Genomic DNA, 15,540 nt, shown 5'->3' with positions numbered 1-15,540 from the left:
GCGCTCGGATTAAATTTGCCGAACCAAAGTTTAGAGACAAACTTCGCCCCGCTTCCAAGGCGGGGCTTTTTCTTGTCCGATGCTCCTTCTCGGAAGGAGCGCATCGTTCTTGCGAAAAACCGGGGCCGCTTCTTCGCACGATGCGCCGAAGCATCGGACGTGAAAAGTGGAATCCACTTTTGGGATTGAATCCGATGCCCCCTTCTTTGGTGAGCGCATCGTCCTTGCGAAAAACCGGGACCACTTTTTCGCACGAAGCGCGAGGAGGATCAGAGGCCACCCACCTGTCGGGACATGGCTTCGGCCTGCCGGGCGATCACGTCCACGTCCGCACTCATGGGCAGCGTTGCGGGATCGAGCTCGGACAGAGAAAACCAGCGCGCGTCGAGCGCGTCGTCGCCGGCCAGGGGAGCGCCCGAAAGCCAGCGGCACCGGACGGCGATCAGGACATAGTGCTGGCGGATGCTCCCGTCGTCGCCGGGCACCAGGACGTCCAGGGTGGCGATGACCTCCTGCGCCTCACCGACGATGCCGGTCTCCTCCCGGAGTTCCCGGATCGCGGCATCCGCGACCGTCTCGCCGAAATCGATCTTGCCGCCCGGGAAGCCCCAGCGTCCCGCGTCGGGCGGATTGGCTCTGCGCACGAGAAGGGCGCGTCCCTCGTGAACGACGACGGCGATGACCGCCGGAACGGGGACGCGCGAATGAGGAAAGGCTTGGCCGGTCATGGCCAAGCCTTAAGGCATGAGGCGGGCGTCCGATAGCGGGCAATCAGCGGGTCGGCCGCAGAAAGGCCGATTGCAGCGGCTCTACGCTCCGGGCCATCCAGCGGGCCGTTGCCTCGGCGACGTCCTTCCACGGGGCGGTGGCCGCCTCGAAGGCCTGCCGGGCAGCGCCGGTCTGAGCCTTGAAGCCTTCCGGCCCGCGGGAATTGTCGAGCGCCGTGCGCCACAGGTCGATGGCCGCGTGACCCTGGATCTGCAGGGCCTCGATGACCTTTTCGTTCACCTCGAGAGCACCCTTGGCGGAGGCGGCGACCGTTTCGCGCATCGCCCGGCGGATGACCTCGCCCTGATCGCGCAGGGACAAGGCGAAGGGCTCGCTCTCCGGCTCTGCGGCGGACACGAAGGCCTTCGGGGCGGGCGCGGGTTCCGGGGCCTGCATCGCCTCCGTCGCTTCGGCAGCGGGCTTCGCGGCCAGCTCGATGAGATCGGCCTTCGGCGCGCTCTTGGCGGTGCGGGTCCTGGTCTTCCTGGTTTCCGTCATCGGGACGTCCTCGCGAGATTTCTGAGAAGGCGCTTACTTCTTCGAGCCCGGCTGCTTCATCGCCGACTGGGCGAGCGAGCCGAATTCCTTCATCTGGCTCTGCATGGCCTCGAACTGGGTGCGCACGAACTCGGCCTGGATCTGCATGGCTTCCTGCATGTCCTTGGCGCGCACCATGCGCTGAGCGAGATCGAACGCGGCCGAAAGGTTCTGCTCGGCATAGGTGAAGGTCTTGCGGGTGGCATCCTTCGCGCTGGCCTGGACCGTGTTGGCCGAGCCTTCGAAGGTGTCGACCGTCTTCTGGGCCGCGTTCATGAAGCCGTCGATGGCCTTGCGGGCCTGCTCGACGCTCTTTTCCGCGAAGTCCCGCATTTCGGCGGGGATTTCGTAAGGCTGGTTCGGGTTCGTCGCCATGGATCGCTCCTCTTTCAGATATTTGTGCAGTGCAATATCACATTGTGCGGTGCAAAATCAACCGTCTTCGGGCCTGAAGTATTAAGGTTACCTGAAAGTAAATGGATTCAAGAGCCCGGACCTGCTGCCACCTTGCCAACAATCGTCTAAAACCTTTTCCATAAGGTTCTTCTATTTAGGGGTAGGATCGAGGCCACCATGGACGGGGCTCCCAACCAATACGAAGCGCTGGTCGCACGGCTTTCCGCCGAACCGGATCTTGGCCTGATGACCCGGCCCGGAGCGCCCGTTCTCGTCTGGGACCGTGCCGTCGAACGGCTTCTCTGGGCCTCGCCCGCCGCCGAAGGGCTGCGGGAAGCCTTTGCCGACGGAGCCGGGAGGCTCGTTTCCGACCTTCGCGCCCGTGACCGCCTGAGGGTCCTGGCCGGAGGGGCGGCTCCCCGCAGGGGAGCGCGCCTGGAGCGGCTTCGCCTCAATCCGATCCGCCCGTGGCAACCCATCCCGTGCGCCTGCCGCCTGGCCGCTCTCGAGACAGGGGAGGAAGTCCTCGTGACGGCCCTGTTGGGGCCGGTCCCTCACGGCTTCGAGCGTCGGGACGCGACGGCCGTTTCGCGGGAGGATCGGAGTGCGGTTTCCGGGCCTGCGAGCGCGGCTTCGGAGGAGGCCCCGGCGCCGCAGGGCAAGCCGCCCGGCTCCATCCGTTTCCTCTGGCAGGCCGATGCCCAGGGACGTTTCACCCAAGTGTCGCCGGCCCTCGCCGCAGCGGTCGGCCGGCAGGCCGGGACGATCGTGGGACGGACATGGGACGACCTGGCCGCGACGGTCGTGTCCGATCCCGAAGGTGAGATCTCCGGTCGCTTCGCCCGCCGTGAGACCTGGAGCGCACGGACCGTCTATTGGGCCATGGACGACCGGGCCACGGAGGTGCCGGTCGATCTGGGCGGCATGCCGGTCTTCGGAGTCGGCCGCGAGCTCATCGGGTTCCGCGGATTCGGTCTGCTGCGCATGAGCGAGATGCGCGAGAGGGACGCGGCGATCCACCCTGGCGCCGAGGCCGAGACCTATCTCACGGATGCCGCCTTGCCTTTCCCTCCGCCCGAAGAGACGCAACCGGAAGAGCCGGAGGTCACGGAGGGCGCACCCCGAGAGGACGAGAACTGGTTCGCCCACTTGCGCGACCGGGTGGCGGAAGCGCTCTCGGGCCCCAAGCCCGCCGGCCGATCCTCACCGGCCGATGAGAGCCCGCAACAGGGCGGCGTCGGCGAAACCGCGCGTCCGGGGCCCACCTCGAGCCTGTCGTCCGCAGAGCGCAGCGCCTTTCGCGAAATTGCCCGCGCCCTGGGGGCGCGACTTGAGGAAAAGAGCTCCGAAACCTTAGCCTCTCCCGAAGAGGCGAGTCCGCGCGAAGAGGCTGCCAGCGACCTCGCAGGCCTCGCCGAGAGCGCGCCGGTAGGGTCTTCCGGATCCTCCGACAGTTCCGAGAGGATTCTCGACCGTCTTCCGGTCGGCATCATCGTTCATCGCGACGAGACCATTCTGTTCGCCAACCGCTTCTTCCTCGATCTGACCGGTTATCCGACGACCGACGAGATCATGGGCGAGGGCGGTCTCGTGCAGCTGTTTCGCGGCTCTCCCGCCCTGAATCCGTCCGCAGAGGACGATACGCGGCTCTCGCTCACGACGCGCGACGGCGCGACCATCGCGGTCGCCGTGCGGGGATCGGAGAGCGAGTGGAACGGCGGGCCGGCGCAACTCATGCTCATCCGCAGGTCCTTCGGACGGGATCAGGCATCGGGCGCGCAGGACAGCCGCGTGCAGGAGCTGGAATCGATTCTCGACACGGCCACCGACGGCGTCATCCTGTTCGACGAGACCGGCCGGATCCTGACCCTGAACCGCTCGGCCGAGGCGCTGTTCGGCTATCATCAGCGGGAGGTCGCCGGCAGCGCGATCACGGTTCTGCTCGCGCCCGAAAGCCACAAGGAAGCGCTCGAATACCTCGACGGCCTGCGTTCGCCCGGAGTTGCGAGCCTGCTGAACGACGGTCGCGAAGTGCTGGGCCGCGAGCGGCAGGGCGGCACCATCCCGCTCTTCATGACTATGGGGCAGGTGGGGGCCGCTGCGGAAGAGGGCGCGGACCGCAAGTTCTGCGCCGTGCTGCGCGACATGACCACCTTCAAGAAGGCGGAGGGCGAGCTCGTCGGCGCCAGGCGCGCGGCGGAGGAGGCGAGCGCTCAGAAATCCGATCTTCTCGCCAAGATCAGCCATGAAATCCGCACGCCGCTCAACGCGATCATCGGCTTTGCCGAGGTGATGCTGGAGGAGCGCTTCGGTCCGATCGGGAACGAGCGCTACAAAGAATACCTGCGCGATGTTCACGCATCGGGATCGCATGTGATCAGTCTCGTGAACGACCTGCTCGATCTGGCGAAGGTCGAAGCGGGCCGTCTCGAGCTGTCGTTTACCGGCGTCAATCTCAACGACCTCGTGTCGGGCTGCGTGACCCTGCTTCAGCCGCAGGCCATGCGGGACCGGATCGTCGTGCGCACGAGCTTCGCGTCCAGGATTCCGCAGGTGGTGGCGGACGAGCGCTCCATGCGCCAGATCGCACTCAATCTCGTGTCCAATGCCATCAAATTCACGGATGCGGGCGGGCAGGTGATCGTCTCGACCGCCATGACGGACCGGGGCGAGGTGGCGTTCCGTGTGCGGGATACGGGCATCGGCATGACACCGGAGGAGGTCGAGGCGGCGCTCGAACCGTTCCGCCAGATCGCAACCTCCCGCAGGCCCGGTGGAACGGGCCTCGGGCTTCCGCTCACCAAGGCCCTCGTCGAGGCCAATCGCGGCGCCATGCAGATCACGAGCAGTCCCAAGGAGGGCACGCTCGTGGAGGTGATCTTCCCGCCGACCCGGGTGCTGGCGGAGTAGCCTCTGCGCCGTCGCCGGAATTGATCCACCGCATTTGACCCTTGGGTCTCGGACATTACAGTATCGGACGTGAAATCGAACCTACATCCGATGCTGTAAGTTTATGTTTTTGAGCATCTTTTCACGCAAAACCGGTACCCACTTTTGCGTCCGATGCTCTAGGTTCGGGGAGCCGCATCGGAGCATCGCACCGGCGCGCGGACCTCCGGTCCCGCACGATGCGCCAAGGTTCCCGCGAGACGAAGGATCGCCTCATGTCCACCTATCGCCTCGACACTCTGTTCTCCCCCCGGTCGATCGCTGTCGTCGGGGCGAGCCCGCGCCCCCGCTCTCTCGGGCTGACCTTCCTGAGGAACCTGATCCAGGGCGGGTTCGCGGGCGCGCTCTATCCTGTCAACCCGCATCATGACGAGGTCGAGGGCAGGCCCTGCTATCCCTCCATCGCCAGGCTTCCCGAAACGCCCGACCTCGTCGTCGTCGCAGTGCCGCCCCACAGCGTGCTGGGCGTGATCGAGGATGCAGGAAAGAGAGGGGTCGCCGCCGCCATTATCGCGACGACCGGTCTCGGTTACGGCGCGGATTCCCTGTCGCAGCAGGTGAGACTCGCCGCGCGGCGCTACGGCCTGCGCATCGTGGGCCCGAATTGCATCGGCATTCTGTCGCCGCGCGCGCGCATGAACGCGAGCTTCGCCGCGCATGACGCGAAGCCCGGGGATCTCGCCCTCATCTCGCAATCGGGTGCCGTGGCGGTCGGTCTGGTGGAATGGGCTGCGAAGCGGCAGGTCGGCTTTTCCGCCATCGTGTCCCTGGGCGACAAGATGGACGTCGATTTCAGCGATTGCCTCGATTTCTTCTCCGCCGATGCGGGCACGCGCGCGATCCTTCTCTACATCGAGTCCATCGACAACGCGAAGAAGTTCATGTCGGCGGCGCGCGCCGCGGCGCGCATCAAGCCCGTCGTGGTGATCAAGGCGGGCCGCCATGTGCAGGGGGCGAAGGCGGCCGCGACCCATACCGGCGCCCTGGCCGGTTCCGATGCGGTTTACGACGCCGCGTTCCGCCGGGCCGGCCTGCTGCGGGTGCTGGATCTCGACCAGCTCTTCGCGGCGGCCGAGACGCTCGGGCGGCAGAAGCCGTTTCCCGGCAATCGCCTCGCGCTTCTCACCAACGGCGGCGGCGTCGGCGTTCTCGCGACCGACCGTCTCATCGACATGGGCGGGGTGCTTGCCGAGCTTTCGCCCCAGACGTTTGCCCAGTTGAACGCCATCCTCCCGCCGACATGGTCGCAGTCGAACCCCGTCGATATCATCGGCGACGCGGATCCCGCCCGCTATTCCGGCGCGCTCGAAGCGCTGCTCGCCGATCCGGCGAACGACGCCGTCCTCATCCTGAACGTGCCGACAGCCGTCGCGGGCGCGGCCGATGTGGCGCGCGCCGTGACGGAGGTCATCAGGCGCCACCGCGCAAAGGGGTACCGGCAGAAGCCGGTCTTCGCGGCCTGGATCGGCGAGGATCCGGATTCTGCGCGGGTTTTCGAGTCGGCGCGGATTCCTCATTACGCGACCGAGGCCGACGCGGTGCGAGGCTTCATTCAGCTCGTGCGCTATCGCGAGGCGCAGACGGAGCTGATGGAGACACCCGATAACCTGCCGCATGATTTCTCCCCGGACCCGGAGGCTGCGCGCGCGATCGTCGCTCAGGTGCTGGCGGAGAACCGCCGCTGGCTCAATCCCCTCGAAGTCGATGCGCTTCTCCGGGCCTACGATATTCCCACGGCTCCGGTGATGCTGGCGAGGACGCCCGACGAGGCGGTCGAAGCCGCGCGCCCCATCCTGGCCGAGGGCGGTCGCGTCGCGGTGAAAGTGCTCTCGCCCGATATCGTGCACAAGTCCGATATCGGGGGCGTGCAGCTCGACCTCACCACGGAGGAATCGGTGTGCAAGGCGGCGGCCGATATCTTCGAGCGCGCCGCGCGCCTGCGGCCGGATGCGGCGATCACCGGCGTCATGGTTCAGCCGATGGTGCGCCGGGCCAAGGCGCGCGAGCTGATCGCGGGCCTCGCCGACGATCCGGCCTTCGGCCCGGTCGTGCTGTTCGGGCGCGGCGGAACGGCCGTGGAGGTCATCAACGACAGGGCGCTGGCCCTGCCACCGCTCGATCTGAAGCTCGCGGACGATCTCATCGCCCACACCCGCGTCGCGCGCCGTCTCAAGGCCTATCGCGACGTGCCTGCCGCCGACGAGCGCGCGATCGCGCTCACTCTCGTGAAGATCGCGCAGCTCGCCGCCGACGTGCCGGAGGTGCGGGAGCTCGACATCAATCCGCTGCTGGCCGATCACACGGGTGTCATCGCGGTCGATGCCCGCGTGCTCGTTGCCCCGGAGGTCAGGAAAGGGAGCGGCCATTCGCGCTTCGCCGTCAGGCCCTATCCGACGGAGTGGGAGCGCATGGTCACCCTGCGCAACGGACGCAAGGCTTTCGTGCGTCCCGTCAGGCCCGAGGACGAGGAGGCGTTCAAGCATTTCTTCGAGAAGATCACGCCCGAGGATCTGCGCCTTCGATTCTTCGCGCCCGTCCGCGACTTCAGCCACACCTTCCTGGCGCGCCTGACACAGCTCGACTACGCCCGCGCCATCGCGTTCGTGGCCTTCGATGAAGCGACCGGCGAGATGATGGGCGCCGTGCGCGTGCATGCGGACGCAAACCATGAAACGGGCGAGTACGGCATTCTCCTGCGCTCCGATCTCAAGGGGATGGGCCTCGGGTGGATTCTCATGCGCCAGATGATCGAATGGGCGAAGGCGGAGGGACTTCGCGAGGTCGAGGGACAGGTCCTGCGCGAGAACAGCACGATGCTCGACATGTGCCGCAACCTCGGCTTTTCCGTGCGGGCCGATCCCGACGACCCGGAGCTGCGCCTCGTGACGCTTCCCATCGCGTCCATCGAGGAGCCCGGGAAGCTGGCGGATGCTCCTTAGCGCATCGTGCGCAAAAGTGGCTCCGGTTTTTCGCAGCCAACGATGCGCTGTTCCAGGAGTGAGAATCGTGCGGACCCGGCAGGCCGCGCGATGCGCAAGGCCGGTCCGCAGCCCCTGCGAAAAAGGGCGGTGACGTGCCTCGGCACGTCACCGCCCTTTGTCAATGGTCTTGCGAGGCCGGTGTTCTTGCGAGGCTGGTCTCAGTGGTCGTCCTTGAGGCCGCCGATATGCTTCTGGGCGTAGAGCTCGACGCCGACCTGTTCGACGAGGGTGAGCTGGGTCTCGAGGAAGTCGATATGGCCTTCCTCGTCGGCCATCAGTTCTTCGAAGAGGTTCTTGGACACCCGGTCGCCGATGCTGTCGCAATAGGCGGCCGCCTCCCCGTAGAGATTGCGGGCGTCGTACTCGGCCGCGAGGTCGGATTCGAGAATTTCCTGGATGTTCTGGCCGATGCGGAGCGGATCGAGCACCTGAAGATTGGCGAAGCCTTCGAGGAAGATGATGCGTTCGATGAAGCGATCCGCGTGGTGCATCTCCTCGATGGATTCCTTGCGCCAGGTCTTGGCGAGTTCCTTGTAGCCCCAGTCGTCCAGGAGCCGGTAATGCAGCCAATACTGATTGACCGCCGTCAGCTCGCTGCGCAGGCCGCGATTGAGATACTCGATAACCTTAGGATCACCCTTCATCCTACCCTCTCATCAAAACAGCGCCCGGCAGGGCCGGGCTCTTCTTAGATGATTTATGAACTAGGGTGAAACTCTCATTGTTCAAAGGTGGGGTTCGGCGGCCACTTTTTCGGGCGCGGCAGGGCAGCAGCCCCGCTGGCAGGCGGCGATCGGAGCGGCTCCCGCCTCGGCGAGCGCCTTGTCCATGATGTCACGGATCGTTCGGGCGCAGCGTCCGCAATTGGGGCTGCAGCCAAGGCATCGATAGACCTGTGCAGGAGAACGCGGGCAATCGGGCCCGGGCTTCATGCAGGCTTTCACATCGCCGTCGGAGAGAATGTTGCAGGAGCAGACGATCATTTGTTTTTCTAGTTTAGAACTATTAAAAACTATCTGTGATTTCAAACACTTAGCCGAAATCTCGGCCGGACGCCAGGGCTCAGGGGCGCGCCGAGTTGTCACGCTGGAGCATCGGACCCAAAAGTGGAATCCACTTTTGGGATCGAATCCGATGCTCCTTTCTTAGAGGAGCGCATCGTTCTCGCGAAAAACCGGGGCTACTGTTTCGCACGATGCGCTGGCCGAAAGTCGGTCAGTCCAGGCGCCGAAACAAGCCAGGATAATCCCGTACGAATCCGTCCTCATCGACTGGCAGATCGGCGGTGAAACCGCTCTCCAGGCTCTCGAAGCGGTAGAGTGAGCCGGGCTTAAGGGCGGTATAGCGCTGGGTGCGGGCCGACACGCTCAGTTCCGGAACGGCGATATAGCAGAGGCAGATCTCGGTGCTCTGTCCGGCCGCCCATTCAAGCCGGCGGATCGGCAGGGTGTTGGTCAGGGGCGTGGCCTGGATGTCGACGTCGATGCAGCCCTGAAGCTCGGGCCGGGGCTTGCCGTTCTCGGTCCAGCTGCCTTGCCCGTTGCTCTCCAGGTCCAGGGTGCGACCGGAGGTGGTCTGGAGATGGACCGTTTTGGTCCGCCAGGCGGAATCCACCCTCAGCCGGTAGTGCAGGGCGAATGTCGTGCCGTCCTCCCGGCCGGTCACGACGCCGGAGATCGTAAGACCGCCATCGGCCGGGCGGATATCGGTGTGTTCGAGGCCCGCGTCGCTCCCGTCCCAGGCGGACCAGCGAAGCGTACGGAAGATCAGGGGGCGGGACGACATGGGGTGGGGCGACATGGCGGCCTCCAAGCTGCGCAGGACAAGAATACGCGCCCGCGCAGCCTTGGCGAGTCCGCCTTTTTATTCCCGCACCACCACCACATGCACCCGACGGGGACCGTGGGCGCCGAGCAGCAAGGTCTGCTCGATGTCGCCGGAGCGGGACGGGCCGGTGATCCAGTTCACCGTTCGCGGCATGCCGCCCTTGCCGAAGGAGAAACGCACCCGGTTCCACACGGATTCATAGTCGCTCGCGATGTCCCTGGCCGAGACCACGACGATGTGGTTGTCCGGCAGGAAATTGAGCGTGGAGGGGTTCTCCGGCCCCGAGATGAGGGCGAGCGTCCCGGTTTCGGCCACGCCGCCGAAGGCATGGCTGACGGCGTTGAGATCGCCGCCCTGGCTCGGGCCGTGCGAGATCTCCAGCGTCGTGTCCCCCCAGGGCATCGCCTTCAGGCGCGGATCCTCGCCCATGCGCAGGGTCGCCGGGAGATTGTGACCGCGCAGAAACAGCGCGATGGATTGCGGCACCTCCGCGGGAGAGGCGACTTCCGTCACGGTGGCGAGGGAGGCCTCGGCCATCGTCTTGAACAGCGCGATGCGCTCCTCGCCGGAGACCTGCCCTCGGGCGGGAATCACGCCCTTCGGCGACCGTTCCAGCCGATCCTGGACGATCTGCCTGCGGATCGTCTCGTTGCCGTTCACGCCCAGGGAGCGGCGGATACCGGCGAAAATCTCGTCACGGGCGCTCATGCGGTTCGTCCTTTGCGCTCACGCTTCCAGCGCGCCTGGAACGTCTCGCCCTGGGGCGCCGGGAAATCACGGTACTTCGTCCAGCCCTTCGCGAGCGGGAGCCAGGAGAAGCGGCCGCGCTGGCGTCCCGCGAGGCCGAGCATCGCCATGGCGGCGCGCGTCGCGAGGCGGTAGAGGGCGGGGCGCCTCGCGAAGAAGCCCCAGAGGCTCAGGCCCGAGCGCACGGAGGCGGGCGAAAGATGCCGCTCGAATTCCCGCTCGCGCCAGTGGCGCATGAGCTTGGGCAGCGGAATGCGCACGGGGCACACGCTCTCGCAGCGTCCGCAGAAGGTGGAGGCGTTGGGCAGGTGGCCCGCCTTGTCGACCCCGATGAGCGACGGGGTGAGGACCGCGCCCATGGGACCGGGATAAACCCAGCCATAGGCATGCCCGCCGACCGCATGATAGACCGGGCAATGGTTCATGCAGGCGCCGCAGCGGATGCAGCGCAGCATCTCCTCGAAGCTCGTGCCGAGCATGGAAGAGCGCCCGTTGTCGATGAGCACCACGTGATAGTTCTCGGGGCCGTCCGCATCGCCGGGGCGGCGAGGGCCCGTCGAGAACGTGGTGTAGACAGACATCTCCTGGCCCGTGGCCGAGCGTGCGAGAACGCGCAGCAGCTGGCTCGCGTCTTCCAGCGTCGGCACCAGTTTCTCGATGGACGCGAGAACGACATGCGTCTTCGGCAGGATCTGCGTGAGATCGCCGTTTCCTTCGTTGGTGACGATGATCGACGTGCCGGTCTCCGCCACCAGGAAGTTCGCTCCCGTGATCCCGACATCCGCCGAAAGGAAGCGCTCGCGCAGCACGGCGCGCGCTTCGGTCAGCAGCTGCACGGGCTCGGAGAGGTCGCGCTCGGCGTCGAGATGAGTGTGGACGCGGCGGAAATCCTGCTCCACCTGGGTGGCGTTGAGGTGCACGGCAGGAGCGATGATGTGGCTCGGCAGCTCGTTGCGCAGCTGGATGATGTACTCGCCCAAATCGGTCTCGACGGGCCTGATGCCGTTGGCTTCCAGGTAGTGATTGATCCCGATTTCCTCGGAGATCATCGACTTGCCCTTGGTGACCGTCTTCGCGCCCGCGTCGCGGCAGATTCTCAAGATGATGTCGCGCGCTTCGTCCGCGTTGCGGGCGAAATGCACATGGCCGCCGGACGACTTCACCTTCGTCTCGTAGGCCTCGAGATAAAGGTCGAGATGCGCGAGCGTGTGGTTCTTGATGTCGCGGGCGGAATCGCGCAGGGCCTCGAATTCGGGGAGTTTGTCGGCGGCGGCCTGGCGCTTGTCGATGAAGCCCTGCTTCACGTTGCCCAGCGCTTTCTGGAGCTGGGCATCGTGCAGCGCCCGGGCTGCGTTCTGCTTGAACTGGGGGGACGTGGTTTGAACGTTCATGGCTGATATTACTTGAGCGCCGCATCCTTGGCGAGGCCGATGGCCGGTTCGTCCGTCATGCCGGCGAGGACTTCGGCCACGTGCCGCACCTGGACCGGCTTGCCGTCCCGGCTGAGCTTGCCCGCCATGTTCATGAGGCAGCCGAGATCCCCTGCGAGCAGGGTCGGCGCATGGGTCTCTTCCACGTTCCTGGCCTTGGCGTCGACGATGGCGCCGGAGATGTCGCTGTATTTGACCGCGAAGGTGCCTCCGAAGCCGCAGCACACGTCGCTGTCTTCCATCTCGACGAGGGTCAGCCCCCTGACGCTGGATAGGAGCATGCGCGGCTGGGTCTTCACACCGAGTTCCCGAAGGCCGGAGCAGGAATCGTGATAGGTCACGGCGCCATGATGGGACGCGTCGACCTGCGTGACGCCGAGGACGTCCACGAGAAAGCTCGTCAGCTCATGGGTCTTGGCCGCCAGCGCGTTGGCCTTCGTACGCCAGTTCGGGTCTTCCTCGAACAGTTCGGGATAATGTTTCCGGATCATCCCGGCGCAGGATCCCGAGGGAGCGACCACGTAGTCGAAAGCCTGAAAGGTCTCGATGATCCGCATGGCCAGGTCCCGGGTGGTGCCCCGATCGCCCGAGTTGTAGGCGGGTTGGCCGCAGCAGGTCTGAGCGGGCACTTCGACGGTGCAGCCCGCGTCCTCCAGGAGCTTCACGGCGGCAAAGCCCACGGAGGGGCGCATCAGGTCGACGAGGCAGGTCACGAAAAGGCCGACCCGGGGTTTCCCGGACCGGCTGGAGGGCAGGACGCTCATTGCGTGACCTTTTGCCCCTGCGCGTCGAACTGCTTCAGATAGGCGACGAGATCGTTGATCTTCTGCTCGTCCTTGAGACCCGCATAGATCATCTTGGTGCCGGGGACCTTCGCCCTGGGATTCTGGATGTATTCGCGGAACGTCGCCTCGTCCCAGGTCAGGCCCGAGTTCTTGTTGGCCGGCGAATAGTTATAACCTTCGACCGATCCGGAGTGCCGACCGATGACGCCGTTCAGCTCGGGACCGACGGCGTTCTTGGCGTTCGGCCCGATCTGGTGACAGGCGCGGCACTGGGCGAAAACCTTTTCGCCGGCGGCGGCGTCCTGCGCCTGGGCCTGAGCGAGGCCGGCGAGCAGGATGGCGGCTGAGAGAACCAAGGAACGCATCAAAAACTCCTTTTCTGGACCGATGTCCCACCTTAGAGGAGCTCTACATTATTGGAAAAATCCCTCAAGGCCAGCTACCTTGTGGAGAAGGGCAGCTATGCCGTGACAGCAGCCTGACAACGCCAAGGAGGGTGTCATGACCATCGCATTTCCCAAGCCGGACGAAGCGATTCTGGCTCGTCGCAAGGAGATCATCGAGGGATTGGGGCGCCTTGTCGCGTCGGAGGCCCTCATCGTGTCGGAGGACGAGCGCCGGGCCTTCGAGACCGACGGCCTGACCGCCTATCGCCAGATGCCGCTCGCCGTGGTGCTGCCGTCCTCGACGGAGGAGGTGTCCGCCGTCATGCGCTTCTGCCACGAGCATGGCGTGAAGGTGGTGCCGCGCGGGGCGGGAACCTCGCTGTGCGGCGGCGCGATCCCTCAACCTGACGCCATCGTGCTCGGTGTCGCCAAGATGAACCGCGTGATCGACGTCGATTTCGAGGGCCGGACGGCAAGGGTGCAATCCGGCATCACCAATCTCGGCATCAGCCAGGCCGTCGCCTACGAGGGATTCTTCTACGCTCCCGACCCGTCGAGTCAGCTGGCCTGCACGATTGCCGGCAACATCGCCATGAATTCCGGCGGGGCGCATTGCCTCAAATACGGTGTGACCACCAACAACCTGCTCGGCGTCACCATGGTGATGCTCGATGGCACGGTGGTGGAGATCGGCGGCGAGCATCTCGACAGCCCCGGCTACGATCTGCTCGGCCTGATCTGCGGCTCGGAGGGGCAGCTCGGCGTCGTCACCGAGGCCGTCGTGCGCATCCTTCGCGCCGCGGAGGGCGCGCGTCCTGCGCTGTTCGGCTTCGGGTCGGTGGAGGATGCTGGCGCCTGCGTGGCCGCGATCATCGGCGCCGGCATCATTCCGGTGGCGCTGGAATACATGGACAAACCCGCCATCCAGATCTGCGAGGCCTTCGCTCACGCGGGCTATCCGCTCGACGTGGAGGCCATGCTCATCGTGGAGGTCGAGGGCTCCGATCAGGAGATCGACGACATGCTCCGGCGCATCGTCGCGATCGCGGAACCCTTCAGGCCGAAGACCATCAAGGTCTCGCAATCGGAGGCCGAAAGCGCCGCGATCTGGAAGGGCCGCAAGTCGGCCTTCGGGGCGACGGGCCGCGTGGCCGATTACATCTGCATGGACGGCACGATCCCCACGGGCCAGCTGCCCTATGTGCTCCGGCGCATCGACGAAATCGCCAAATCCTACGGCCTCGGCGTCGCCAACGTGTTCCACGCGGGCGACGGCAATCTGCATCCGCTCGTCATGTTCAACACGAATGTGCCGGGCGAGATGGAAAAGGCCGAGAAGGCGGGCGAGGACATTCTCAGGCTCTGCGTCGAAGTCGGCGGCTGCCTCACCGGCGAGCACGGCGTCGGCATCGAGAAGCGCGACCTCATGACCTGCCAGTTCAACGAGATCGATCTCGCCCAGCAGATGCGCGTGCGCGGCGTGTTCGATCCGCGCTGGCTGCTCAATCCCGCCAAAGTGTTTCCTCTGGAAGGAAGGCTCGCTGCGTGACCACCCATCTCCCCCGTGACGAGCAGGACGCCTCCGCGATCATCCGAGGCGCTTCCGAAAAGGGCATTCTGCTCAGCCTCTCCGGCCAGAGCACGAAAGCCGAGATGGGCCGTCCCAATCAGACGGATTCTTCGATCTCGTCGGGTGCGATGACCGGCATCACGCTCTATGAGCCCGCCGAAATGGTCATCTCCGCGAAGAGCGGCACGCCCGTCTCCGAGGTGACGCGAATGCTGGCCGAAAAGGGACAGGAGCTGCCCTTCGAGCCGATGGATTACCGTCCTCTGCTCGGCACGAAGGCGGAGCCCACCATCGGCGCGGTCGCAGCCATGAACATCTCGGGCCCGCGCCGCATCATGGCGGGAGCGGCCCGCGACAGCCTCATCGGCGTGCGCTTCGTCAACGGGCGCGGCGAGGTGGTGAAATCGGGCGGCCGCGTGATGAAGAACGTCACCGGCCTCGATCTCGTCAAGCTCATGGCCGGCTCCTGGGGCACGCTGGGCTTTCTCACGGAGGTGACCTTCAAGGTGCTCCCCAAACAGGAGCGCATGGCGACGCTGGTGCTGCGCGGCCTCAAGGACGCGCAGGCCGTGGAGGCGCTCTCGGCGGCGCTCGGATCGCCCTTCGACGTGACGGGCGCGGCGCATATCCCGGCCCGCGACAGGCAGGGGGCGGGCACGCTGATCCGGCTCGAGGGCTTTTCCGTCTCGGTCGATTACCGCCTCGGCGAGCTGCGCCGTCTGCTCAAGCGCTTCGGCGGCTCCACGGACATCCTGGAGGGCCGGGGGGCCGAGGCCGTCTGGCAGTCCCTGCGCGACGCCACCGTGCTGACCGATGGCGCGGACCGCGCGATCTGGCGTGTCTCGACGGCGCCCGCGAAGGGGCCTGAATTCACGAAGCGCATCGCGCAGTCGATGGATGCGCAATGGTTCTACGATTGGGGCGGCGGCCTCATCTGGATCTCGACGCCCGTCAACGACGATGCGGGCGCTTTTGTCCTGCGGGAGGCGACGCGCGCTCTCGGCGGCCATGCGACTCTCGTGCGCGCCCCGGCCGAGACGCGCTCGGCCGTCGATGTGTTCGAGCCGCAGAACGAGACTGTGATGACGCTCACGAAAGGCATCAAGGCCTCCTTCGATCCGGCGGGGATTCTCAATCCGGGGCGGATGTATGCAGGCGTCTGAG

Annotated in this window: 14 protein-coding genes; 4 read left to right on the top strand and 10 right to left on the bottom strand. The window is 65.8% G+C overall.

Translation table 11 applies throughout. From position 1 onward, the window contains the following. Positions 1-269: 269 nt before the first annotated feature. Genes AB8841_RS25730 through AB8841_RS25720 form a run of 3 tightly spaced genes read right to left on the bottom strand, consistent with a single transcriptional unit; the run spans position 270 to position 1,680 of the window. Complete coding sequence (locus AB8841_RS25730; RefSeq protein WP_370438599.1) at positions 270-728, bottom strand: NUDIX hydrolase; 459 nt, start codon at positions 726-728, stop codon at positions 270-272. A 43-nt stretch (positions 729-771) separates the two neighbouring features. Continuing rightward, positions 772-1,266, bottom strand: coding sequence for a phasin family protein (locus tag AB8841_RS25725; protein ID WP_370438598.1), 495 nt, complete (start codon positions 1,264-1,266; stop codon positions 772-774). Between the two features lie 33 nt (positions 1,267-1,299). Beyond that, positions 1,300-1,680 carry a phasin gene (locus tag AB8841_RS25720; RefSeq protein WP_370438597.1) on the bottom strand — a complete coding sequence of 127 codons (381 nt, stop codon included), beginning with the start codon at positions 1,678-1,680 and terminating at the stop codon, positions 1,300-1,302. Between the two features lie 198 nt (positions 1,681-1,878). Between AB8841_RS25720 and AB8841_RS25715 the strand changes: the two genes are divergently transcribed. Together AB8841_RS25715 and AB8841_RS25710 are read left to right on the top strand one after the other, a co-directional pair. Next, entirely contained in the window at positions 1,879-4,611 is a 2,733-nt protein-coding gene (locus AB8841_RS25715) for a PAS domain S-box protein (protein WP_370438596.1), read from the top strand. Between the two features lie 254 nt (positions 4,612-4,865). Further along, complete coding sequence (locus tag AB8841_RS25710) at positions 4,866-7,589, top strand: GNAT family N-acetyltransferase (RefSeq protein WP_370438595.1); 2,724 nt, start codon at positions 4,866-4,868, stop codon at positions 7,587-7,589. 200 nt (positions 7,590-7,789) lie between these two features. Here AB8841_RS25710 and bfr read toward each other — a convergent pair whose 3' ends face one another. The 7 genes from bfr to AB8841_RS25675 form a co-directional block, all read right to left on the bottom strand. Then, positions 7,790-8,275 (bottom strand): bacterioferritin, encoded by a 486-nt coding sequence (gene bfr / locus AB8841_RS25705; protein ID WP_370438594.1) that lies wholly within the window; start codon positions 8,273-8,275, stop codon positions 7,790-7,792. Positions 8,276-8,356: 81 nt separating this feature from the next. After that, positions 8,357-8,614 carry a bacterioferritin-associated ferredoxin gene (locus AB8841_RS25700; RefSeq protein WP_370438593.1) on the bottom strand — a complete coding sequence of 86 codons (258 nt, stop codon included), beginning with the start codon at positions 8,612-8,614 and terminating at the stop codon, positions 8,357-8,359. Between the two features lie 232 nt (positions 8,615-8,846). Further along, positions 8,847-9,431 carry a putative glycolipid-binding domain-containing protein gene (locus tag AB8841_RS25695; RefSeq protein ID WP_370438592.1) on the bottom strand — a complete coding sequence of 195 codons (585 nt, stop codon included), beginning with the start codon at positions 9,429-9,431 and terminating at the stop codon, positions 8,847-8,849. A 63-nt stretch (positions 9,432-9,494) separates the two neighbouring features. Next, positions 9,495-10,166, bottom strand: a complete 672-nt coding sequence (locus tag AB8841_RS25690) for a lactate utilization protein C (RefSeq protein ID WP_370438591.1) — start codon at positions 10,164-10,166, stop codon at positions 9,495-9,497. After that, positions 10,163-11,596, bottom strand: a complete 1,434-nt coding sequence (locus AB8841_RS25685; RefSeq protein ID WP_370438590.1) for a LutB/LldF family L-lactate oxidation iron-sulfur protein — start codon at positions 11,594-11,596, stop codon at positions 10,163-10,165. The genes AB8841_RS25690 and AB8841_RS25685 overlap by 4 nt, the downstream gene beginning before the upstream one ends. Before the next feature lie 8 nt (positions 11,597-11,604). Further along, a complete protein-coding gene (locus AB8841_RS25680; RefSeq protein ID WP_370438589.1) occupies positions 11,605-12,399 on the bottom strand; it encodes a (Fe-S)-binding protein in 795 nt (264 codons plus the stop codon). Continuing rightward, positions 12,396-12,785: a cytochrome c family protein gene (locus tag AB8841_RS25675; protein ID WP_370438588.1), complete on the bottom strand. Its 390-nt coding sequence runs from the start codon at positions 12,783-12,785 to the stop codon at positions 12,396-12,398. Before AB8841_RS25675 ends, AB8841_RS25680 begins: the two co-directional genes overlap by 4 nt. A 136-nt stretch (positions 12,786-12,921) precedes the next feature. Here AB8841_RS25675 and AB8841_RS25670 point away from each other — a divergent pair, with 136 nt between their 5' ends. Both AB8841_RS25670 and AB8841_RS25665 read left to right on the top strand, forming a co-directional pair. After that, positions 12,922-14,355, top strand: a complete 1,434-nt coding sequence (locus tag AB8841_RS25670; RefSeq protein WP_370438587.1) for an FAD-linked oxidase C-terminal domain-containing protein — start codon at positions 12,922-12,924, stop codon at positions 14,353-14,355. Then, the gene (locus AB8841_RS25665) at positions 14,352-15,539 is read left to right on the top strand and encodes an FAD-binding protein (RefSeq protein ID WP_370438586.1); all 1,188 of its coding nucleotides are present in this window, start codon (positions 14,352-14,354) and stop codon (positions 15,537-15,539) included. Before AB8841_RS25670 ends, AB8841_RS25665 begins: the two co-directional genes overlap by 4 nt. The last annotated feature ends 1 nt before the right edge of the window (position 15,540 follow it).

The organism is Microvirga sp. TS319 (assembly GCF_041276405.1).
Classification (GTDB): domain Bacteria; phylum Pseudomonadota; class Alphaproteobacteria; order Rhizobiales; family Beijerinckiaceae; genus Microvirga.
This window is presented reverse-complemented; position numbering and strand designations above follow the sequence as displayed.